This window comes from Reichenbachiella carrageenanivorans (assembly GCF_025639805.1).
Lineage (GTDB): Bacteria > Bacteroidota > Bacteroidia > Cytophagales > Cyclobacteriaceae > Reichenbachiella > Reichenbachiella carrageenanivorans.
In genome coordinates, this window is record NZ_CP106735.1 from 2661871 (window position 1) to 2682228 (window position 20358).

Annotated in this window: 21 protein-coding genes; 11 read left to right on the forward strand and 10 right to left on the reverse strand. The window is 41.3% G+C overall.

Annotated elements, in window-relative coordinates; genetic code table 11:
- Nucleotide 1: 1 nt before the first annotated feature.
- From porQ to N7E81_RS10495, 3 genes are read left to right on the forward strand one after another with little or no spacing between them, the layout of a single operon-like run.
- Nucleotides 2-1021, forward strand: a complete 1020-nt coding sequence (porQ, locus tag N7E81_RS10485) for a type IX secretion system protein PorQ (protein WP_263049544.1) — start codon at nucleotides 2-4, stop codon at nucleotides 1019-1021.
- Nucleotides 1021-2415 carry an ATP-dependent protease ATPase subunit HslU gene (gene hslU, locus N7E81_RS10490; protein WP_263049545.1) on the forward strand — a complete coding sequence of 465 codons (1395 nt, stop codon included), beginning with the start codon at nucleotides 1021-1023 and terminating at the stop codon, nucleotides 2413-2415. Before porQ ends, hslU begins: the two co-directional genes overlap by 1 nt.
- Before the next feature lie 8 nt (nucleotides 2416-2423).
- A complete protein-coding gene (locus N7E81_RS10495; RefSeq protein WP_263049546.1) occupies nucleotides 2424-3311 on the forward strand; it encodes a bestrophin family protein in 888 nt (295 codons plus the stop codon).
- Nucleotides 3312-3386: 75 nt separating this feature from the next.
- Here N7E81_RS10495 and N7E81_RS10500 read toward each other — a convergent pair whose 3' ends face one another.
- A complete protein-coding gene (locus tag N7E81_RS10500) occupies nucleotides 3387-3971 on the reverse strand; it encodes a DUF4494 domain-containing protein (protein WP_263049547.1) in 585 nt (194 codons plus the stop codon).
- 243 nt (nucleotides 3972-4214) lie between these two features.
- Here N7E81_RS10500 and N7E81_RS10505 point away from each other — a divergent pair, with 243 nt between their 5' ends.
- From N7E81_RS10505 to N7E81_RS10520, 4 genes are all read left to right on the forward strand, one after another.
- Entirely contained in the window at nucleotides 4215-5108 is an 894-nt protein-coding gene (locus N7E81_RS10505; RefSeq protein ID WP_263049548.1) for a CPBP family intramembrane glutamic endopeptidase, read from the forward strand.
- 107 nt (nucleotides 5109-5215) lie between these two features.
- A complete protein-coding gene (locus tag N7E81_RS10510) occupies nucleotides 5216-6505 on the forward strand; it encodes a hypothetical protein (RefSeq protein WP_263049549.1) in 1290 nt (429 codons plus the stop codon).
- Between the two features lie 77 nt (nucleotides 6506-6582).
- Complete coding sequence (locus N7E81_RS10515) at nucleotides 6583-7191, forward strand: short chain dehydrogenase (protein ID WP_263049550.1); 609 nt, start codon at nucleotides 6583-6585, stop codon at nucleotides 7189-7191.
- A gap of 67 nt (nucleotides 7192-7258) precedes the next feature.
- Nucleotides 7259-7672: a hypothetical protein gene (locus N7E81_RS10520; protein ID WP_263049551.1), complete on the forward strand. Its 414-nt coding sequence runs from the start codon at nucleotides 7259-7261 to the stop codon at nucleotides 7670-7672.
- On the opposite strand, the gene rsmG is transcribed toward N7E81_RS10520, so the two are convergent.
- Genes rsmG through N7E81_RS10535 form a run of 3 tightly spaced genes read right to left on the reverse strand, consistent with a single transcriptional unit; the run spans nucleotide 7673 to nucleotide 10035 of the window.
- Nucleotides 7673-8302: a 16S rRNA (guanine(527)-N(7))-methyltransferase RsmG gene (rsmG, locus tag N7E81_RS10525; RefSeq protein WP_407692714.1), complete on the reverse strand. Its 630-nt coding sequence runs from the start codon at nucleotides 8300-8302 to the stop codon at nucleotides 7673-7675.
- Between the two features lie 39 nt (nucleotides 8303-8341).
- Nucleotides 8342-8953 (reverse strand): RNA polymerase sigma factor, encoded by a 612-nt coding sequence (locus N7E81_RS10530; protein WP_263049553.1) that lies wholly within the window; start codon nucleotides 8951-8953, stop codon nucleotides 8342-8344.
- Nucleotides 8941-10035, reverse strand: a complete 1095-nt coding sequence (locus tag N7E81_RS10535) for a glycosyltransferase (protein WP_263049554.1) — start codon at nucleotides 10033-10035, stop codon at nucleotides 8941-8943. The genes N7E81_RS10530 and N7E81_RS10535 overlap by 13 nt, the downstream gene beginning before the upstream one ends.
- An 83-nt stretch (nucleotides 10036-10118) precedes the next feature.
- On the opposite strand from N7E81_RS10535, the gene tgt reads away from it, so the two are divergent.
- From tgt to N7E81_RS10550, 3 genes are read left to right on the forward strand one after another with little or no spacing between them, the layout of a single operon-like run.
- Nucleotides 10119-11249 carry a tRNA guanosine(34) transglycosylase Tgt gene (gene tgt / locus N7E81_RS10540; protein ID WP_263049555.1) on the forward strand — a complete coding sequence of 377 codons (1131 nt, stop codon included), beginning with the start codon at nucleotides 10119-10121 and terminating at the stop codon, nucleotides 11247-11249.
- A gap of 10 nt (nucleotides 11250-11259) precedes the next feature.
- The gene (locus N7E81_RS10545; protein WP_263049556.1) at nucleotides 11260-12336 is read left to right on the forward strand and encodes an LptF/LptG family permease; all 1077 of its coding nucleotides are present in this window, start codon (nucleotides 11260-11262) and stop codon (nucleotides 12334-12336) included.
- 12 nt (nucleotides 12337-12348) lie between these two features.
- Nucleotides 12349-13272 (forward strand): DMT family transporter, encoded by a 924-nt coding sequence (locus N7E81_RS10550; RefSeq protein WP_263049557.1) that lies wholly within the window; start codon nucleotides 12349-12351, stop codon nucleotides 13270-13272.
- 173 nt (nucleotides 13273-13445) lie between these two features.
- Here N7E81_RS10550 and N7E81_RS10555 read toward each other — a convergent pair whose 3' ends face one another.
- The 4 genes from N7E81_RS10555 to N7E81_RS10570 are packed head-to-tail and all read right to left on the reverse strand — an operon-like array spanning nucleotide 13446 to nucleotide 16749.
- Complete coding sequence (locus tag N7E81_RS10555; RefSeq protein WP_263049558.1) at nucleotides 13446-15344, reverse strand: CocE/NonD family hydrolase; 1899 nt, start codon at nucleotides 15342-15344, stop codon at nucleotides 13446-13448.
- A gap of 5 nt (nucleotides 15345-15349) precedes the next feature.
- Nucleotides 15350-15724: a fluoride efflux transporter CrcB gene (crcB, locus tag N7E81_RS10560; protein ID WP_263049559.1), complete on the reverse strand. Its 375-nt coding sequence runs from the start codon at nucleotides 15722-15724 to the stop codon at nucleotides 15350-15352.
- Nucleotides 15721-16158, reverse strand: a complete 438-nt coding sequence (locus N7E81_RS10565) for a hypothetical protein (RefSeq protein ID WP_263049560.1) — start codon at nucleotides 16156-16158, stop codon at nucleotides 15721-15723. The genes crcB and N7E81_RS10565 overlap by 4 nt, the downstream gene beginning before the upstream one ends.
- On the reverse strand, nucleotides 16159-16749 hold the full coding sequence (locus N7E81_RS10570; protein WP_263049561.1) for an acyl carrier protein phosphodiesterase: 591 nt from the start codon (nucleotides 16747-16749) through the stop codon (nucleotides 16159-16161).
- A gap of 65 nt (nucleotides 16750-16814) precedes the next feature.
- Here N7E81_RS10570 and N7E81_RS10575 point away from each other — a divergent pair, with 65 nt between their 5' ends.
- A complete protein-coding gene (locus tag N7E81_RS10575) occupies nucleotides 16815-17210 on the forward strand; it encodes a TerB family tellurite resistance protein (RefSeq protein ID WP_263049562.1) in 396 nt (131 codons plus the stop codon).
- On the opposite strand, the gene N7E81_RS10580 is transcribed toward N7E81_RS10575, so the two are convergent.
- Both N7E81_RS10580 and N7E81_RS10585 read right to left on the reverse strand, forming a co-directional pair.
- Nucleotides 17175-19280 carry a ComEC/Rec2 family competence protein gene (locus N7E81_RS10580; protein WP_263049563.1) on the reverse strand — a complete coding sequence of 702 codons (2106 nt, stop codon included), beginning with the start codon at nucleotides 19278-19280 and terminating at the stop codon, nucleotides 17175-17177. The genes N7E81_RS10575 and N7E81_RS10580 overlap by 36 nt on opposite strands.
- A gap of 67 nt (nucleotides 19281-19347) precedes the next feature.
- Nucleotides 19348-20289: a PhoH family protein gene (locus N7E81_RS10585; RefSeq protein ID WP_263049564.1), complete on the reverse strand. Its 942-nt coding sequence runs from the start codon at nucleotides 20287-20289 to the stop codon at nucleotides 19348-19350.
- Nucleotides 20290-20358: the final 69 nt, after the last annotated feature.

Here is a 20358-nt window from a genome sequence, read left to right on the forward strand (position 1 = left end):
TATGAATATGAAAAAACCTGCTTTTATCTTTTTGTTTTGGATTCAAGCAGGTTTTTTGTTTGCGCAGCTCAACGATTCCTATCATTTTTTGGATTTGCCTGTGGGAGCCAGAGTGGCTGGCCTTGGGGGAGTGATTGCTTCGTCCACGGATCAGGATGTTAATTTGTTTTTGTCTAACCCTGCCTTGTTGGATTCTGCCGATGACAATCACGTGTCGTGGAGCCATCTGGGCTACTATGCTGATGTGAAATACAATACTTTGGCATATGCCAAAACTTTTGAGCGAGCGGGTACTTTTGGAATAGGCATACAGCACTTGGGGTATGGGACTATCGATAGCTATGATCCTGCGGGCAATTCGGTAGGTACTTTCGATGCTAGTGAGACAGCTGTGGTGATTTCTCATAGTCATCAGTTGGGTTTATTCAAGTTGGGAGCCAATTTGAAATATGCCTATTCTGGCATTTATACTTATCATTCTTCGGCCTTAGCTATGGATATTGGAGGGTCATTTATTCATCCTGAAAAGGAATTAGTAGTATCCATTCTTTTTAAAAATTTGGGTTTTGTGATGTCTGATTATTCGGATACCTCCGACTCGTCGTTGCCCACAGATTTGCAGGTGGGGCTTACATTCAAGCCAGAGCATATGCCATTCCGTTTTTCGTTTACAGGACATAATTTATTGCACCCCAGTGAAAATTATTTTGACGAAAGTATGAACGATGGTACGGAAGAACCAGGTGTGGTAGATCGATTTTTCAGACATGTGAATATCGGAACGGAAATCTTGTTTAGTCCAAACTTTAATGTCCGGTTAGGTTATAATCATCAGGTAAGAAAAGAATTGAGTCTAAGCGAAAAATCAGGCTTGTCGGGCATGTCTCTCGGCGTGATGGCGAGAGTCAAAGCCTTTGAACTGAGTTATACCTTTACTACGTATCATGTAGATGGCGGACGGAGCTACTTCACGATTACGAGTAATTTGAATAGAGTATTTAAGAAAAAGTCAATTATATAATGTTATCAAAAGATCAATACCTCACCCCTAAGCAGATAGTCGCGGAGTTGGACAAGTACATCATCGGTCAGCATGATGCCAAGCGCAATGTGGCCATTGCCCTACGAAACCGCTGGAGAAGGATGAATGTGAAGTCTGAAATCCAAGGAGAAATAGTCCCCAACAATATTTTGATGATAGGAGCGACAGGTGTAGGCAAAACAGAGATTGCTCGCCGACTGGCCAAGGTAGCAGATGCACCGTTTGTGAAGGTAGAAGCCTCTAAGTTTACCGAGGTGGGTTATGTGGGGCGAGATGTAGAAAGTATGGTGCGAGACTTGGTGGAGCAATCCGTTAATCTTGTAAAGTTGGCACAAAAAGAAAAAATAAAGGAGAAGGTAGAAGACATAGTAGAAAACATCATTCTTGATGCTTTGATTCCTCCAGTCAAAAAAGCACCAAGCACGATAGCTACAAGCACTGATGGGATACAGTCGATCCCTGTGGATGATGCTGATCTCAATGAAAAAACAAGAGAGCGATTCAGAGAGAAGATTCGTAATGGCGAACTGGAAGATCGCAAAATAGACATCAGTGTACAGCAAAATTCTTCTGGCGGCATAGGGATGATCGGTGGCGGTGCAATGGACGAAGCTTCTATGATGAATATTCAGGATATGATCGGACAGATGATGCCAAAGAAATCTAAGAAAAGAAAAGTAACGATTGCCGATGCTCGCAAGCTATTGATGGAGGAGGAATCTTCTCGACTGATCGATATGGACGAAGTGAAAGAAGAAGCGATTGCGAAGGCTGAAAATACAGGTATTATCTTCATCGATGAGATAGATAAAATAGCCGTTGGGGCATCAAAAAAGGGCGGGCCAGATGTGAGTAGGGAAGGCGTGCAGCGAGACTTGCTCCCTATTGTAGAAGGCAGTGCCGTCAATACCAAATATGGAGTGATCAATACTGATCATGTACTGTTTATAGCTGCTGGTGCTTTCCACTTTGCTAAGCCTTCGGATTTGATCCCTGAGTTGCAAGGTAGGTTCCCAATCAGAGTAGAATTAGAAAATCTAACCAAGGCCGATTTTGTTAGGATTCTGAATGAGCCTAAAAATGCGCTGACTAAGCAGTACACTGCATTGATTGGGTCTGAGGATGTAGAGATCAGTTTTAGCGAAGAAGCGATTGATGAGATCGCATCGATTGCGTTTAATATCAATGCTGAGATAGAAAACATAGGCGCGAGAAGATTGCATACCGTGATGAGCAGGTTGCTCAACGATATTTTGTTTGATATACCTGATGTGATCGAGGCCAACTCTAAGATCGTGATCGATAAAGCTAAGGTGCAAGAAAAACTGGATGGTATGGTTGAAAATAGGGATCTTAGCCAGTTTATTTTGTAAATTAGAAAATGCTCATAACCACAAAAATTCCCCTTAAATATATCTTCAAAAGCACATTTAGAGATTTGTTTTTTGTGCTTTGTGTGGCGCTTGTTTCCGTGGGTGCTTATCGCTATGGAGATATAGCGGATATTCCTCCCAACATTACAGGTCTGGTAGGTACGTCTATTTCGTTAGTGCTTGCTTTTAAGTTGGGGCAATCCTACGATCGGTGGTGGGAGGCTCGTAAAATCTGGGGTGCGATTGTGAATGATTCTCGGACGTTAGTCATACAGATACGAAGTTTTACGCAAGGCCAGAGTGTGGAAGTGGTAGAGAGAATGGCTGACAGGCAAATTGCTTGGTGTTATTCTTTGGGTCAAGCTTTGCGAAAAAAGTCGCCCATTGCGGGGATAGCTGATTTTTTATCGAAAGAGGAGTTTGAAACGATCAGCAAGCACAAAAATGTACCTTTGGCGATGTTGGATTTTCATTCAGCAGATTTGACCAAACTACGAAATGCTGATGTTATCAATGACTTTCAACAGGTTCAATTAGACAGGACCATTGTCCGACTTTGCGAATCTATGGGACAAGCAGAGCGAATCAAAAATACAGTGTTTCCGACTACTTATCGATTGTTTCTTAAGTGGTTTATTTATCTGTTTGTAGTGCTGCTATCCATTACGTTGGCCGAGACCGAAGGCTATGGGGACGTGCCTTTGTTGCTTTTAATTACAACACCTTTCTTTCTGCTGGAGAAAACGGCCTTTTTCTTACAGGATCCATTTGAAAATAGGCCAACAGATATCCCGATAACACAAATAGCAAAGACCATCCATCTGAATATCAGACAATTGATAGGGAGTGATGATCTGCCAGAAGCACACGAGAATGGTGAGTTTTACGTCATGTAGACTTCCTTTTATTGCATAAAAGGAAGCAGATCGCTTCGATAGTCCCGAACAAGGAGATATCGAAGCGATTTAGTTCTATTTTTCGTCTTCTTCTTCGCTATCTACTTCCTCGTCGTGCTCATCTTCTTCGTCGATGCCATCTTCGAATTCCTCGTCTATATCTTCTTCATATTCTTCGACTTCTTCTTCGTTTGCCACATCAGCTAGTGGTTTCAAGTTGGCAGGGATCTCGTCGTCCATTTCTGGGAATACTTCTACTATATTAGTTTTCGAGATGCTCGAAATTTCAAAAGGGACAAGCATATTGTCTAGGCTTTGCTCTGTCCGTTCGTAGGCCTGTTTTAGGTTGTCAGCACTGGTTAGTATGTAGGTGGTTATTTTTACTTCTTTTTCAGAATCACCATCTACAGTAGCGTATTGTACTTTACACTTGTACCAGTAGTCTGTGTCTTCAAAATTGATCACTTCTCCAATGTTGGTTTTGGAAATGGTCATGATCTGAAATTCGCCACTCACTGTGCGTTCCATCGCGCCGTAGATTCTAGCCTCAGCATCAGTATAAGATACCGCATCTACCAAGTGTAACTCGGATGTTTGTTTGAGGATACCTTCATCGTTTTCTTTTGCATATTTTGCTTTGCACTGATACCAGATTTTCATAAGTGGTTGCTTTTTAGTTTGTAAATAATTGTAAAATGAGGGCGGCAAAAATAGAACTAATCAGTCCTGCTTTCCAACCCATTTAGCTAATGATATTGTAATAAAAAAGGTTTCTACATATTTTCGAATTGCACTATATATTCAATAGTTTTCAAAGGCATATTTGTAGCAGCGAAAGCGCTCATTTCTTGCGGACAGAGAAGACGCTCAGGGAGTATCTGGTGAAATGATTAATTTAACGATATGAATTTTTTAGAGCAGTCCCTGGACGGGCGAAACCAAGCGGGTAAATATGCCTTGGTCATTATTTTTGGTTTTATTGGAGGACAAATCCTGGGTGCTTTGCCTTTGTTGAAATATGTCAATCAAAGTGGCCAGACTACGATGGATTTTGGGACAATGGGTTTAGACCTTAATTTCGGTATGATTTTGATGCTGTTGCCTTTTATCGTATCGTTGATTCTCTGTGTGCTATTGGTAAAGGTCTTGCACAAGCGCAGTTTTTCGCAAACGGTCAATGGTACTGCCAAGATCAGGTGGGCAAGAGTCGGATACGCCGCAGGTCTCTGGGCGGTGTTGATGGTTGTCTATATTCTCTTCGAGCTGGCCGTCGATCCAGACAATATTGCTTTTCAGTTGAATTGGAGTGCTTTTCTTCCATTAGTCGTGGTGGCTGTTTTGTTGATTCCTCTTCAGACCACATGTGAAGAATATTTACTAAGAGGCTATTTTACACAGGGTGTAGCAGGGCTTACTAAAAGTCGGTGGTTGGCAGTGCTGGTGCCAGGGTTGATTTTCGCACTGATGCACGCTTTTAATCCAGAAGTACAAGCACATGGTTTTTGGATTGTTATGCCGCAGTACCTCACCTTTGGAGTGGTCTTTGGACTTCTTTCTGTGCTCGACGATGGTATAGAGCTGGCCATGGGTGCGCACGCGGTCAACAATGTTTTTCTTTGTCTCTTTCTTACTAATAAAGATTCGGTACTTCAGACTGCTGCGGTTTTTGAGCAGCTCGAAATGAACCCAGTTAGAGATACGATAAGTTTGATGGTGTTGAGTGTTGTATTCTTCATTATACTTTACAAAAAGTTTCATTGGGACTTGAGCCTTTTGGGAAGACGGGTGCAGAAGTAAATGCATATTTTCCGTTGACTATACCATACCCACCACTCTCAAAATAAACTTGCATTTCTCTACAGATATGGCCTAATTGTGTACTCGTTCATTAACCATATACGACTATGAGAATTGCTATTTTATCTATCCTTACCTCCGTTGTCCTATTAGCTACTTGCCAGCCCAAAAAAGAAAAGAAAAGCCTGAATAATCTCGCCACAGACTATGTGCGATTAGGTCTAGAAATTGGTGCATACGACCCCGTATTTGTAGATGCCTATTATGGTCCAGATTCATTGAAATTCACTGGATTGGTTGCGGATTCGTTTCCTGCGGCTATTTTTCGTGAAAGGGTAGCGGCATTGAAGACAGACCTAGAAGAACTAGCTATCTCTTCCGAGGCCACGGAGGAACAAATCATGAGAGCTACTTGGATTTCGTCGCAATTGACAGCTTTTGATCGACGCATTAGAATTGTAGCTGAAGACTACGGTACGTTTGATGAGGAAGCAGAAGATCTTTTTGGCGTTGAAATACCCAGTTATGATTCTACTCATTTTATTGCCTTGATCGCTGAACTCAATGCGGCATTGCCTGGAGAAGGTACCTTGCAGGAAAGAAAAAATGCCTTAGCCGATAAGTTTGCCATTCCACAAGATAAGATGGATACGATTTTTCAAGTGGCGATCGAAACGGCTAGAAAAATCACGCAAGAGAAGTTCGATTTACCCATAGAGGAAACATTCACGTTAGAGTATGTACAAGACAAAACGTGGAGTGGATATAATTGGTATCAGGGTGGTTATAAAAGTTTGATCCAGATCAATACAGACCATGCTATATTGGTGGATCGTGTGATTGATCTCGCTTGTCATGAAGGCTACCCTGGGCATCATGTGTACAACATGATGTTGGAGAAAAATCTGTTTGTAGATAAAGGCTGGGTAGAAATATCGCTTTATCCATTGTTTAGTCCACAGTCATTGATCGCCGAGGGGAGTGCAAACTTTGGTATTGATATGGCATTTCCAGGTAAAAAATATGATGAGTTTGCCACTGAAGTTTTGATGCCATTGGCAGGCTTGGACACTACAGGGGCAGCAGCTTATTTCAAATATATTCGAATTAAGCAAAAGCTAAACTACGCTCGCAATGAAGCTGCTCGTGGGATCATAAATGGCACCATGACTGAGGAACAAGTAGACAGATGGCTGGGTGAGTATGCATTGATTACCACTTCGGTGCCTTTTATCAAACGATACAGGAGTTATGTAGTGAATTATAACTACGGCAAAGATTTGGTAAAAAACTATATTGAGTCACAATCAGAGACTTTGGACGATCGCTGGGTGCCATTAGGTCAGCTGCTGAGTAATCCTGTTTTGCCCAAAGAAATGTTGCCTGAAATGGAATAATAGAGGATAATTGATATATTACGAATCAGACCTGTATCTGTCGGGTCTGACTTTTTTTAGACAAATATTGAAGAGGGATGAAAATAATCATAGTAGGAGGACACGGGTCTATAGGACGAAGAGTAGTACATGTATTAGCCAAAAAACACGATATCGTAACAGCCAGTAGATCCAAAGGAAATGTGAATGTAGATCTGGTGGATATAGAATCTATTCGAGAATTGTATGAAACGGTAGGAGAATTTGATGCCGTTATTTGTATTGCAGGAGAAGCTAAGTGGGGTGCTATGACAGAAATGAAAGAGGGGGATTATTATGTAGGGATTCGGAGCAAGCTTATGGGGCAGGTCAATCTCGTACGTATAGGCATGGAGTACATCAAGCCCAACGGTTCTTTTACGCTTACTACAGGTATTCTTGGAGATCACCCTGTCGATCAGACCACAAGTGCAGCTATGGTCAATGGCGGTATTCACAGCTTTGTGAAAGCGGCTGCTTTGGAAATGACCAATGGCATTCGTATCAATGCCGTATCGTCTGGGCTAGTAGAAGATGCCGTAGAAAAATATCAGGATAATTTCCCAGGTCACAATGCGATTCCTATGCGTAAGGTGGTAAATGGCTATATCAAAAGCCTTGAAGGTAAAGGCAATGGAGAAATCATCAAAATGTACGACAACAGCTGAAAATAAGGTTGGAATGGTATTTGGATAAACGAGTAGTATAATCATGTTTTATCTAAACCCCATGGTCATGAAAACTTCCATATTCCGACTTGTGTTTTTATCTGTATTGCTAACTACTTTTTTTGCGAGAGCAGAGGGCAATACACTCAAAAGAAACTCACTCTTATTTTTTGACCTAGATGATTGGGTAGAGATATATGTAGATGGTAAAAAAGTTGGTCGAAAAGCTGCTCATTATGGGCAATTGCACGAAGAATTTGAATTTGATCTCAACCCATATCTTATAGAAGGTAAAGATCAAATTGTAGAAGTGAAATTGTTTAACTCATACTGTCCTTCTTGTGATGGAAACGAATGGCGCCTAGGTTTTGAAGTTTTTCAGGATGGAGAGTCTGTCGATTATGTCTATGAGGAGGGGAACGAAAAGGCAGATCGACCTAAGATGACATTTAGTATCAAATACGAGTGGGGTTATATCTAATCATTGTCGTGGCACATAGACGACTTTTTTAGTATCGAAAAAGTCTTCTGCAAAATAAGAAGGTAGCTCGTAGATCTTGTAGCGGAGTTTAGATTCCAAAAGCTCTTCAGTCAAGTCACCGCCTTTGAGATACAAAATGCCATTAGGGAGTTCATGATTGGACTCCTTTTTTATTTTTCCTTTGGTCCAGCCATAAAAGGGTTTCATGCGAGTGACGGCTCTACTCACCACAAAATCAAATTGGCTGTCGATGTCTTCTGCTCTGGCGTGTACACCTTGTACATTGGACAGGCCTAAAGCTTTTGCTACTTCGTTTACCACTTTTATTTTTTTGCCAATACTATCCACCAGCAAAAACGATGTTTCGGGAAATAAAATAGCCAAAGGAATACCAGGAAAACCACCGCCAGTACCGATATCAAGTACTTGAGCACCAGGTAAAAAGGCTTGTACTTTGGCAATGGCTAAAGAGTGTAGCACATGCCGAACGTACAGTTCTTCAACATCTTTTCGGGAAATGACATTGATCTGAGCATTCCATTCCAAGTATAAGGGCATCAACTGAATGATTTGCTCCTGCTGTTTCGCTGTTAGGTCTGGAAAGTACTTGAATATTACGTCCTGATGTATCATACCGCAAAGCTACTCACATCCCACTTTGGATTTGAACTAGATGTGTTTCTTTTTGTCTTTGACCAAATCGTACATCAACTCTCGCGCTCTGTGTAGTTGGGCTTTTACCGTGCCTAGTGGTGCTTCGAGTGTCTTGGCTATTTCATCGTACGACAATTCATCAAAGTATCGGAGTCTGACTAGTCGTTGATACTTGGGAGGTAGTTTAGATACAAACATCTGAACAAGCTCCTTTTTTTGGGTATTGATGGCTTCGTCTTGCGGGTTTCTGTTTTTGTCCTCTACATCGATAGTGACTGCTTCGCCACCATCATCTGTAAACGAAGTATTCAAACTGAAAGTGTTCAGTTTTTTCTTTCTAATAAAATCGATGGTGTTGTTGGTCGCAATACGGAAGAGCCACGTACTAAACGTGTAGTCTTTTTTGAACTTGTGAAGGTTTTTGAAGGCTTTAGCGAAGGCTTCGATGGTCAAATCTTCAGCGTCATCTGTGTTTCTGATCATCTTCAAAATCATATGATAAACTGGCCTTTTGTATCGTTCCATAAGCTCAGCAAAAGCCTGCTCATCCCCAACGCCCACGGCTTTGTCTATGAGTTTGAAATCTTTTAACGCCTTATCAGAGAATTGTTTTTTTATTTCTTCCATCTAACCTTCTTAGTGAATAACGCAATCGTGCCAAAAATAGAGGCATATCCTACGTGCATAATGTCCATCACGGGTACAAGCCAAATGTTCATACGGTAGCCGAACTTTTTGGATGTCGAATTCACTAAAATGACTACAAAAACCATTCTAAAAATTAACAGTCCAGCAGGAATGAGGTAGTTATCGGTTTGTATGGCTAAAATAAGCAAAGCCAACCAAAAAACTAGGCTTGATAAATTTTGAAGGCCAAGTAGTATTTTGTCTTTGAGGCGGTAGTGTTTGCCGACTGACCAGTGTCGTATTTTTTGATCTATATAATCCCCCCAAGTGGTTTTAGGAATAGAGTAGGTGAGCGATTGTGCGCCGAGTACAATTTGCGTATTGTTTTTGGAGGCTCTGTCGTTGATCAGAAGATCATCGTCTCCTCCAGTAATGTGCTGGATCTTATTGAAGCCTTTTTGCTCTAAGAAACTAGATTTTCTATAGGCCATGTTTCTACCTACGCCCATGTATGGGTTTCCTGCGAGTGCAAACCCTATGTAGTTCATGGCGGTCCATTGCGTTTCGAATTGGATGAAATTACCCAAAAAGCCTGCGCGTTGTTCGTAAGGAGCCACGCCAAGTACGTATGCTGTTTGCTCGTTGAAAGCACCAGACATTTCGCTGATCCATTGAGGGGAAGCGGGTGTGCAGTCGGCATCGATCAATAGCACAACATCGTGTGTCGCTGCTTTGATGCCCATGGTGAGGGCGAATTTCTTGGCGTTGATGTGATCATGTACTTGATCTACTCGTACGAATTTGAGTTGTTTGGTCTGTGCACCTAGTAGGTAGTCGTAGGTACCATCATCGGATCTGTCGTCTACCAATATGATTTCAAAATGGGGATGCTCTTGTGCCAGCAGCAGCGGGATCAGTCTTTTGAGATTGGCGAGTTCGTTGTGTGCGCAAACAATCACAGATACGGGGTGTTCTTTTTTTTCTTTTGGCTTATAGCTTACGATATTTGCCAATAATACAGTTCCATAGACTGTCCATATACTCAAGGCGGTTGCCGCCAACACCACTATAATTCCTTCCATTCAATCTCTTTCTTATAACGATGGCAAAGATATGCGTCTCAGCGAAAGATTATTTTATAAATCAACCTATTTTTGCCCGCAACATGAATTTCGAATTACTCAAGAAGGATCCCAAATCAAAAGCCCGTGCGGGCAAAATCACTACTGATCATGGTGAGATAGAAACGCCCATATTTATGCCAGTAGGTACTGCTGGTACAGTCAAGGCAGTACATCAGCGTGAGCTCAAAGAAGAGGTGAAAGCTGAGATTATTTTGGGAAATACCTATCACTTGTATCTGCGACCAGGTTTGGACGTGATCGAGTCGGCTGGTGGATTGCATAAATTCAATGGATGGGATCGTCCCATGCTGACGGATAGTGGAGGGTATCAGGTGTATTCGTTAAAAGACAGAAGAAAAATCACGGAAGAAGGTGTACGGTTTCAGTCGCATCTCGACGGATCCAAACATAATTTTACTCCAGAAAATGTGATGGATATTCAGCGCACGATCGGTGCGGATATCATGATGGCTTTCGATGAGTGTACCCCGTACCCATGCGATAAAAAGTACGCCAAAGACTCTATGGAGATGACGCACCGCTGGCTCAAACGCTGCTGCGATCGATTCGACGCAACAGCACCAAAGTATGGGTATGATCAGACGTTGTTTCCCATTGTGCAAGGCAGTACGTATCACGATTTGAGAACCCAGTCAGCGGAGACGATCGCTTCTTTTGGTCGCGAAGGTAATGCCATTGGAGGCTTGTCGGTAGGTGAGCCAGCCGAGATGATGTACGAATCCACAGACTTGGTTTGCAGTATTTTGCCAGAGGATAAGCCCAGATACTTGATGGGGGTGGGTACGCCTAGTAACCTCATCGAATGTATTGCCTTGGGTGTAGACATGTTTGATTGTGTGCTGCCTACGAGAAATGCCCGACATGGCATGATATATACCTCAGAAGGTATCATCAATATTAAGAATGAGAAGTGGGAAAAGGATTTTTCTCCCATAGACCCTAACCTCGCTGGTCATGTCGATATGAATTATTCGAAGGCCTATTTGAGACACTTGATCCGCACAGGTGAAATGCTGGGTGCTCAGATCGCAAGTATTCACAATTTGTCGTTCTATTTGTGGCTGGTCAAAGAGGCACGGGCACATATTTTGCAAGGAGACTTTGCCTCTTGGAAAAACACTATATTGCCCAAACTTTCCACTCGATTATAAGATTTGACAGTTGAAACTACTAGATAAGTACATACTCTCTAAATTTCTAAAAACCTACGTTTTTGTGGTTGGACTATTGGTCATTGTGATCATGGTGATTGACTTTACAGAGAAAAATGAAAAGTACATTAAAAATGATGTGCCTGCCGATGCCATTATTCAGTACTATCTGGCATTTGCACCTTGGATAGCCAATTTGATATCTCCGATTACGGTATTTATCACTACGGTATTGGTGACTTCTGGTATGGCGGTCAAGACCGAAATTGTGGCTATTCTTTCGGGAGGAGTGAGCTTTCGTAGAATGCTCGTGCCGTATCTGATGGGGGCGTGTATGATTGCGGTGCTTAGTTTTTATGTCAATGGCTGGCTGATTCCAGATTCCAATAAGTATAGAATTGGTTTTGAAATTGAATACTTAAAAAAGCCTTTCTATTTTAATGAGAGAGATATTCATCTCAAAATAGCTGATGATGATTATATCTACATACAACGCTACAACAATCGAACAGAGTCAGCTTATCGAGTGACACTGGAGAAGATTGTAGACAATGAATTGAAAGCTAAGCTTTTTGCTAAAAAAATGACTTGGGATGATTCGTTGAGCACTTGGCGTTTTCGGGATTGGGAGCTGAGAAACATCAATAAGTTTGGTGAAGTCATCACCAGGGGAGAAGATCTCGATTCGGCGGTTAATATTTCTCCTAGCGATTTTGATACCAAGTATCAGCTCAACGCTACTATGAACATGGGTGAACTGGAAGACTATATTGCGTTGTTGAAATCACGGGGATCGAGCGAAGTGGGGCTCTACGAGATCGAAAAATACATCAGATACATGTTGCCATTTACGGCGATCATACTCACCCTCATGGGGGTGTCTGTGTCGGCAGAAAAGTCCACAAGAGGAGGAGCAGGTTTCAAAATTGCCTTGGGATTTGTTATTGCATTTGTGTTCATCTTACTATTTGTACTGGTCAAAGCCATTGCCGAGGCAGGGTCTATGCACCCTATTTTGGCGATTTGGATTCCTAATATAGTTGGACTGATTGCTGCATTAGTGATGTACCGATTTGTGCCCAAATAAACTTCAAATTCTATGTCGGATAAATCACCCTCGATGCTCAATGCCTATCTTCAGTTGCACTTCATCGTGTTTATCTGGGGATTTACGGCCATACTTGGTAAGCTCATAGAGATACCTCCAGTTGAGATGGTTTTTTATCGTACTTTGATTGCTAGTGCGGGATTGTATCTTTTACTCAAATGGAAGAAGATACCATTCGAAGTGCCAAAAAAACAACTTTTAACGATTTTAGGTACGGGGGTGCTCATTGCTATACATTGGATATTGTTCTTCTTGGCGGCTCGGATTTCCAATGTCTCTGTATGCCTTTCTGGTATTGCTACCGTATCGTTGTGGACTAGTTTTATAGATCCAATTGTAAACAAAAGGAAACTAAAATTTTACGAACCCATAGTGGCGATTATATCTGTAATAGGAATCGTGGTTGTTTTTCAATCTACGCTTGACGAGGCTTTAGGGTTTACTATTGCCATTGTGTCAGCGATCTTGGCGGCTATTTTTACAGTGATCAATGGCAAGTTGGTAGCCAAACAAAATCATTATACCATCACTTTCTATGAGATGGTGGGGGCTTGTGCTACGATCATTCTTTTCTTTCCTATATATAGCTATTGGTTTACCGAAGACGGTTTGGCTTTGTCTTTGACCACTCACGATTTTCTTTATTTACTTCTTTTGGGTTTGGTCTGTACAGTCTATACTTATTCTATTGCAGTGAAATTGATGCAGCGCTTGACAGCCTTTGTGATTAACTTAACAGTGAACCTAGAGCCTGTATATGGGATCACAGTGGCTGTGTTTTTGTTTGGTAGCGAGGAGCAAATGGATGGTAATTTCTACTGGGGTACGATGATAATCGTTTTGTCCGTTGTCATGTATCCTTTTCTCCGAAAGTATTTTGAAGGAAAAAACATCCAACAAGATATTGTGCGTTAAGCACATCATTTGAAAGAGGTTTGAGAAGTGAAATTTCATTTATCGAAGAAAATAGCTAATTCATCGATGAGAAAATTTGATTCCTATGAAAAAAATGATAATTTAGGATCACAAAATTCCAAAAATCAGACTGACTAAATTCAGTTTATGAAACCATCCCACCCAGGATGGTTTTATTTTTCCTCCTTTTCCTGCAATATCCCCAATTCTATATAAGAAGGATTCAGTCCTGATCTACCAATGTAGTGCTGTGCTTTCACAAAATCTTCAGGCTCTGCTTCGAAGATGTTTTCGACATAGGTCTGAGGGTTGATATCTACGAGTGGGAACCAGCTGCTCTGTACTTGTACCATGATGCGATGGCCTTTTTTGAAAGTATGCAGCACGTCTAAAAGTGGCAGGTCGATAGTCTCAGATTTTTTGGGTTCAAATGGTTTGGGGTATTGGTAGCTTTCTCTGAATCGGCCTCTGATAGCCTCACTGCGTACCATTTGATGATACCTACCCATGTCACGCTTAGGCTGGTGGGGAAACGGAGGGTGCTGCATTGGGTATACATCTATGAGTTTGACGATCCAGTCGGCTGCTGTTTGGTTGGTTTTGGCAATGAGGTGTGCGAGTATCGGCCCAGCAATTGTGAGGTCTTCTTCCATCGGTTCAGATAGGTAGTATAGCACGTCAGGCCTATCTAGTAAAAAGCCTTGGTCGTCTGTCATATAAGTCTTAGGCATGCCAGTGTCTTCATAGTCTATAAAGGGGACAGGATTTGCAGGATCGCTTTCAAAAATATCCGTACCGTATTCGTTTTCTTTGGCTGGAGTTCGAGACAAACCTTTTTTGACTTTGAAATAGTACTTCACTTTTTCTATGTTTTTTGGCGGCCATTCCTCAAATTTCTTCCATTCGTTGGTGCCCGTTTGAAACATATAAGCTTCAGGTAGTTTCTCCTCTTCTTTACCTTTGAGGTGGTAAGCAAAGAAGGGGGTAATGATCTGGTCGTTGTAAAAATTTGAGGTTTTAGATCCGAAATGAACATTACCCAGATGGTCACCTGCTGTTCGACGCCACCCGCCATGACTCCAAGGCCCCATGACTATGGTATTGGAGATGTCGGGATTGTTTTGTTCTATGGTTTCATAGATTTTGAGTGGGCCGTAGAGGTCTTCTGCGTCGAACCAACCGCCTACAGTAAGCACTGCGCAGTGGATGTTTTTGAGGTGCGGTAGGAGGTTTCTGTCTTGCCAGAAGCTATCATAGTTAGGGTGAGCGACTATTTCATTCCAAAATGCTATACTGTCGCCTAAATAATATTCTTTAGCCAGAGACAAGGGAGTCATTTCTTTAAAAAAGGCATACCCGTCGTTAGTCCCATGTTGGAATCTAGGGTTTCTTATTTTGGTAGGGCCTTTTTTAGGCTGGCCAAAACTGGCGAAGAAATTGAAAGTGTGTGGCAAGAAGAATGCGCCATGGTGATGAAAGTCATCGAAAAACCAATCTGCGATAGGGGCTTGTGGAGATGCAGCTACCAAGGATGGGTGAGAATTGATCATACCTGCAGCTGTATAAAAGCCTGGGTATGAGATGCCCCATTGGCCTACTTTTCCATTGTGATTTTTTACGTTGGTCAATAGCCATTCTATTGTGTCAAAGGTGTCTGTGCTTTCGTTGATGCGTCGGTTTTGAGGTGTCATGTTTACGAAATGGCCTTCAGACATGTAGGCACCTCTTACATCTTGATAGATAAATATATACTTGTCGCGTGTCATGCGCATATTAGGTCCCAGATCAATTTTATAATTATCCTCTCCATATGGTTGGACAGAGTAAGGCGTGCGATACATGATGATGGGGTATTGTTCTCTCTGATCTTTTGGCGTGTAGATCGCAGTGAAGAGTTTGGTTCCATCTCGCATAGGGATATAGACTTCTTGCTTGGTATAATTTTGATATACAAAAGTGGAGTCTTCTGCTTTCGAAAATGGTACGTAAGCTTCTTTTTCAGAACTGCAACTGGCTGTGATGAAAAATAAAGTAGCCCAAATGGCGAAGTGTTTTTTAAATAAATGGATCATAATCATTAGGCTAAATATATTTTACCGAGATACCAGCCTAAGCCTGCTGCGGCTAAACCTAGTACTAAACTGAGTGATATGTACAGTATGGCGGATGAAAAATTGTTGGTTAGAATAAGGTTGATGTTTTCTACACTGAAAGTAGAGAAGGTGGTAAAACCACCACAAAACCCAGAGGTAATGAATACATAGTATGAGCGATCCATTTTACCAACGGAGTGAAAGAGAAACCCTAGTAAAAATGAGCCCACGATATTAACAAAGAGTGTGCCCAGAGGGGCAATGCCAGGTGTGATTTTGAGTAACCATTGTGAAAGTAAAAACCTCAATATACTGCCTATCATGCCTCCCATTCCTACAAAAAGCGCAAGTCGAATCATTTCTGTAGTCGTTTAAATTTCTTTTTCATGTAGTTGAGCATTTTATCATACTCGGTGTTTTCTTGTTTGCTGAGTGCCAACTGCTTGCCAGAAGTGAGCTTGATAGTGAGTTCTTCGTACAGTCCACCGTAAGTTTTTATAGAGGTGTGAAACCAGTGGTCGATCTCTTTTCCTCCGAAAGCATATCTGGAGAGTTTGAAGGGAAATTTCACCTCAAATTTTTCTTTAGATACTTTTACTGTTTTGATAGAGAAAAGAATTTTGACCAAGACGACAAACCCGATGGGGCCAGAGGTGTATACAAGTAGATACCACCAAGAGCGATCTGTGGCTGATTGGATTTGGGTAAGGCCGTAAATGAATGCGGCAAAGGCTATAGTGATAAAAAGCCCGACAGAAAACAGTGTGCCTATTTTGGGTTTGGAAACGATCATTTACTTTTTGATTTGAGCCGTAAAATTATGGATATGACTCAATATTTCTTTAAAAAACAGCTGAAATTCCCTTTCAAATCTTTCATAGTCGTCTGTGAGGTTTTTGACGGCTCTTTCCATACCAGAGGTAAAGGATGTGCGACGTGACATACCACTTAGGGCAAACTGGATTCCTTCTATAAATTGATAATTGTAGAGCCAATCTCCAGATTCCATGTATCCAAGGAGATAATTGCACTTGTCGGGTAGTAGGGTTTGATGTCTGTGGAGTAGCTGGTATTGCCTGTTGCAGAAATCTTTAAGGTTCTCATTTGAATAGTCAGACCAGTTTTTTGCTAAAAAATGGTCATAGTAGATGTCCATAATGACGCCAGCATAATGCCTGTAATCTACTGCCAGTCTTCTTTTTCCATCAAGGAAAATGGGGTGATTGTCTGCGTAATGGTCTATCTCACGATGAATCAAAATGCCCTGTTGTACACCTTCAGGGTAGTCGAGATATTTCTTGCCTTTTACGAAATCAGCAATGAAATTTCCAATGGTAATGGGTTCGTTTTCAAACGATAGAAATAAGTGAGATAGATAGTTCATCTAGGGAATAAGATAGGGCTTTTCTTCTGATTTCTTATATTTGTTAAAATCAAAACCAGCTAATCATGTCAAAGTCTCATCTTAATATTCTTGTTCAGCTTGCAAAGGTTGACGGTATGGTAGTTCAAGAAGAATTGGATCTGATCCAAGAAGTAGGAAAAGCCAATGGCATGACGGAAGAAGAAATTGCCTCTTGTTTTGAGGAAGAATTTCCCATTGGAGATTTGACCAATCTGACAGCCGACCAAAAGTATGATTTGATTTATTCGATAGTGCAGTTGATGAAAATCGATGGCAAACTTTACAATGAAGAGATCAAGTTTTGTGCAAAAATGTCTGCCAAGCTAGGGTATGAAGAAGATGTGCTTTTTGAGCTTATGCTCAAAATCTACGCAGATCCAGATTTGTGTGCCGATAAAGAAACTTTAAAACAGCATATCCAAGAATTTCTTATTCCCTGATAGGGAAATCATATGTGCCTGTTGGTTGAGGTCGATTACGTCCATGTCTAGCTGATTGGCTTCCTTTTTTATTCTGCTTGTATATTTATGGCTGTTGGTATTATCTAGTATCACCTGTTGGCAGTCCACGATTTGATCTAAAATACGCAGTGAGTCAATAGACTGATTTGAAACCACCACTATATCGGCTTTTAATCTGAGTTGAATTTCGTTTGGGTCAAATGGTTTTGTAAGGAAAAGTACTTTCGTATTGTTGAATGTCTGTAAGAGAGCAAAGTCGGTGAGGAGGGTGTTTATCTTTTTTATACTATTTGGAGGAGGAAGTAGATGGTGTATTCGGTATGGAGCAATGTGATAGTTGATTTTTTCTTGAGATAGAAGGCTATCTAATGTATACAATTGAGCATTAAAACGATTGATCTGATCCATGGTTCTGCTATGGTTGATTGCATAAAACACCATTTTATGATTGTTGGATTGAGAGATGACTTGGTGAGTTTGATCAATACTGAAACCAACAACCGCCAGACAGGTCAGCCATAGATAGGACGTCTTTTTGAAATGAAAAAGAGCAATGCATCCGGCCATGGCTATGTAGATAAAAAGGGTTTGACTTTCTGAAAGATGAATCCAATCTATCACGCTGCTGTCTGTTTGCTGTACCCAGCTCACAAAAATATTGAGATAATATACCAGCTGTTCTAAAAGCCATCCAATCCAGTTTGTCAGTGAGCCAAAGATCAACATGGTGATGCCAAGAATCATGACGCCATAAGCAGCTGGTATCACAAAGAGATTTGTCAATAAAAAGTAGGATGGAAACTGATGAAAGTAGTATAGACTAAGTGGGAACGTAGCAATTTGTGCAGCCACTGATACGCAGGTGAGCTGCCAGATTTTATTGCCGATCCAGGTGGGTATAGTTATGTGCTGGTAGCACCGGGGGTATAGGTAGACGATACCAGCTACGGCTAAAAAGGAAAGTTGAAACCCGATATCAAATAGAAAAGAAGGATCGTACAGGAGTAAGATGAAGGCAGAAAAGGCTAGCGAGTTGAAAATGTGACTTTTTCGATCTAGTATTTTAGCAAAAATGATAATAGAGAACATAGAAACTGCCCTGAGAATCGAAGGAGAAAAACCTGTCAATAAAGCGAAAGCCCAGAGAGCTATTATACTAATGGTAGGTACGATCAGTCGTTTAAAATCACCAGCGGGGATAGTTTTGAAAGCCCATGTGAGTATGAAATAAATGATTGAAACGTGTAGCCCAGAGACTGCCAGTACATGCATGGCTCCTGCAGCAGCATAGGCCGATTTGATCTCAGGGTCAAGCTGACCTTTGATGCCGAGTAAGAGCGCAGAGACAATGGCTTGTTCGTTTTTGCCATGTATTTGAGTGGTGATCAGTGTATTGAAGTAATCGCGAATGCGATAAATGGCACTCATTAATCCATTGGCCTGATGCTGTGCGAGTCGTTCGATTTGATCAGGTTCGGCAAACAGCTGTATGTAGATATCTTGCTCGGCCATGTATCGACTGTAATCAAATTCGTGTGGATTTTTTGCGGATGAGATAGCTGTAGGAGTACCTGTGATTCTTATTTTGTCGCCATAGTTTAAAGTAGAGGTGTGATAGGGTGCCTTTTTTTCGTAAAGCAACAGTAGCGCTTTGGTATGGATAGTAGTTGAATCTTGTAGGCCAGTACTTAGCGTTACTTGGTGAATGATGTGTTTTTCTTTTTCTATAGGAAATGAAGTGATGGTACCAATGCTTACTTGACAGTTAGTCCACGCTGTTTTGATCAGATGACTTTGGTACTCTAGATTAGACGATGTATATCGATAAGCGCCTAGCAGGCATACGGCCGCTAGAAGCAGATTGCCCCAAATGGCATGTGGCAATTTTTTGAAGATACTTTTGCCTAAAAGGGCAAAAAGAAAAATGCCAACTGCTCCAAGTAAACTGGCATGGAGTATTGCCTCGGAATGCGTGTGCCGTGCGATGAATATACCTAGCACGAAGGTTAGAATAATTCTTAAAAAAGGGTAGTTGGTCCAATGAGACATTCCTGTGATAAACTAGAAATGCTGCTGGGATAAATCTAATTAAATAGTATAAAAATTATGTTACTAATCAACTGTTTTCTTCCTTGTCGTAAGCTTCTATGATTGAGCGAACGAGCTTGTGACGGATTACATCTTTCCCATCTAGTTCGATAAAGCCAATGCCTTTGACGTCTTTTAGGATTTTTAGAGATTCAGCCAATCCCGATTTCTGTTTGGTAGGCAAATCTATTTGCGACATATCTCCTGTTACGATCACCTTAGAATGTGGCCCCATTCGAGTCAAAAACATTTTGATCTGCATAGGAGTGGTGTTTTGTGCCTCGTCGAGTAGAATAAAGGCTTCGTTGAGTGTTCGTCCTCTCATATAGGCCAGTGGGGCTATTTCGATAACGCCATTTTCCATATAATACCGAAGTTTTTCGCTAGGTACCATGTCGTGTAGCGCATCGTAGATGGGTCTTAGATAAGGGTCAATCTTCTCCTTGAGATCTCCAGGTAAAAAACCTAAATTTTCCCCTGCTTCTACGGCTGGGCGTGTAATGATTATTTTTTCGACATCGCGATCTTTGAGTGCTTTTACAGCCAAGGCTACAGAGATATAGGTCTTGCCTGTACCTGCTGGCCCGATGGCGAATACCAAATCTTTTTTAGCGACAGCTTCTACTAGCCTTTTCTGATTCTTGGATTTGGGACTTATTTTGTGGCCTCTGGTGCCGTAGACTAAGACGTCGCTTTCGTTGTTCAGAAATTTATCTTCTTCTTTATCGAGATAGGTTTTGACATGCTCACTGGTGATAGCACCAAACTTATGATAGTGATCTACCAGCGCATTTAGAATTTCATTGATTTTTATAATCTCAGGAGAGGTGCCTTGGATTCTAATTTCGTTGCCGCGTGAGATGACTTTCGACTTAGGGAAAGCCGAAGCAATTTCGTTGATATTCTGGTTTTCTACACCCAAAAATTCAATGAGTGGAATGTTCTCTAGGGTAATAATTTTTTCTACCAAATGAAGTATCTAATTTGCGGTCAAATTATATTTTTGCTAGACAAAATAAACAGATTTTTCAATAGCTTG

Excerpts from the sequence above, each read along its gene's own strand:
- porQ (WP_263049544.1), top strand. The coding sequence starts at position 2 with ATGAATATGAAAAAACCTGCTTTTATCTTTTTGTTTTGGATTCAAGCA.
- hslU (WP_263049545.1), top strand. The coding sequence starts at position 1,021 with ATGTTATCAAAAGATCAATACCTCACCCCTAAGCAGATAGTCGCGGAG.
- N7E81_RS10495 (WP_263049546.1), top strand. The coding sequence starts at position 2,424 with ATGCTCATAACCACAAAAATTCCCCTTAAATATATCTTCAAAAGCACA.
- N7E81_RS10500 (WP_263049547.1), bottom strand. The coding sequence starts at position 3,971 with ATGAAAATCTGGTATCAGTGCAAAGCAAAATATGCAAAAGAAAACGAT.
- N7E81_RS10505 (WP_263049548.1), top strand. The coding sequence starts at position 4,215 with ATGAATTTTTTAGAGCAGTCCCTGGACGGGCGAAACCAAGCGGGTAAA.
- N7E81_RS10510 (WP_263049549.1), top strand. The coding sequence starts at position 5,216 with ATGAGAATTGCTATTTTATCTATCCTTACCTCCGTTGTCCTATTAGCT.
- N7E81_RS10515 (WP_263049550.1), top strand. The coding sequence starts at position 6,583 with ATGAAAATAATCATAGTAGGAGGACACGGGTCTATAGGACGAAGAGTA.
- N7E81_RS10520 (WP_263049551.1), top strand. The coding sequence starts at position 7,259 with ATGAAAACTTCCATATTCCGACTTGTGTTTTTATCTGTATTGCTAACT.
- N7E81_RS10530 (WP_263049553.1), bottom strand. The coding sequence starts at position 8,953 with ATGGAAGAAATAAAAAAACAATTCTCTGATAAGGCGTTAAAAGATTTC.
- N7E81_RS10535 (WP_263049554.1), bottom strand. The coding sequence starts at position 10,035 with ATGGAAGGAATTATAGTGGTGTTGGCGGCAACCGCCTTGAGTATATGG.
- tgt (WP_263049555.1), top strand. The coding sequence starts at position 10,119 with ATGAATTTCGAATTACTCAAGAAGGATCCCAAATCAAAAGCCCGTGCG.
- N7E81_RS10550 (WP_263049557.1), top strand. The coding sequence starts at position 12,349 with ATGTCGGATAAATCACCCTCGATGCTCAATGCCTATCTTCAGTTGCAC.
- N7E81_RS10555 (WP_263049558.1), bottom strand. The coding sequence starts at position 15,344 with ATGATCCATTTATTTAAAAAACACTTCGCCATTTGGGCTACTTTATTT.
- crcB (WP_263049559.1), bottom strand. The coding sequence starts at position 15,724 with ATGATTCGACTTGCGCTTTTTGTAGGAATGGGAGGCATGATAGGCAGT.
- N7E81_RS10565 (WP_263049560.1), bottom strand. The coding sequence starts at position 16,158 with ATGATCGTTTCCAAACCCAAAATAGGCACACTGTTTTCTGTCGGGCTT.
- N7E81_RS10570 (WP_263049561.1), bottom strand. The coding sequence starts at position 16,749 with ATGAACTATCTATCTCACTTATTTCTATCGTTTGAAAACGAACCCATT.
- N7E81_RS10575 (WP_263049562.1), top strand. The coding sequence starts at position 16,815 with ATGTCAAAGTCTCATCTTAATATTCTTGTTCAGCTTGCAAAGGTTGAC.
- N7E81_RS10580 (WP_263049563.1), bottom strand. The coding sequence starts at position 19,280 with ATGTCTCATTGGACCAACTACCCTTTTTTAAGAATTATTCTAACCTTC.